General features: G+C 76.8%; 1 pseudogene. It reads right to left on the bottom strand.

What is annotated here, in order from left to right:
- Window positions 1-367: pseudogene (locus tag AC1DYK_RS36300) on the bottom strand (hypothetical protein); the annotation flags it as partial.

Below are 367 nucleotides of genomic sequence, written 5' to 3'. Positions count from 1 at the left end.
GGACTGCGCTGCGGCACCGACGGGTTCTCCGTGCCCCAGCTGGTGGCCTGCGGGCGCTGCGGCTGCGGGTTGCCACCGGGCAGTTCGGCACGGGGACCGCCGACGGGCGGCAGCTGACGGCCGGGGTTGCCCGGGCCGCCGGACTGCTGGAAACCGCCCTGATTGTCGGGGGCGTTGTTGTGCCGGGCCTGCTGCGGCTGCGGCGCCTGCCGTCCGGCCGGACCGTTCTGGTGGCCGGGCTGACCGGGCTGGTCGTACTGCCCCGGCCGGGTCTGACCGAACAGGTTGGACTGACCCTGCTCCGTACGGCCGGGATCGCCCTGGCCGCCCGGTGCACCGGGCCGTGCGCCGCCGCCGAAGGCGCCGG

It is taken from the genome of Variovorax sp. P2_H12 (assembly GCF_056403395.1).
The sequence above is the reverse complement of the archived record's forward strand: the minus strand, read 5'-3'. Positions and strand labels throughout refer to the sequence as shown.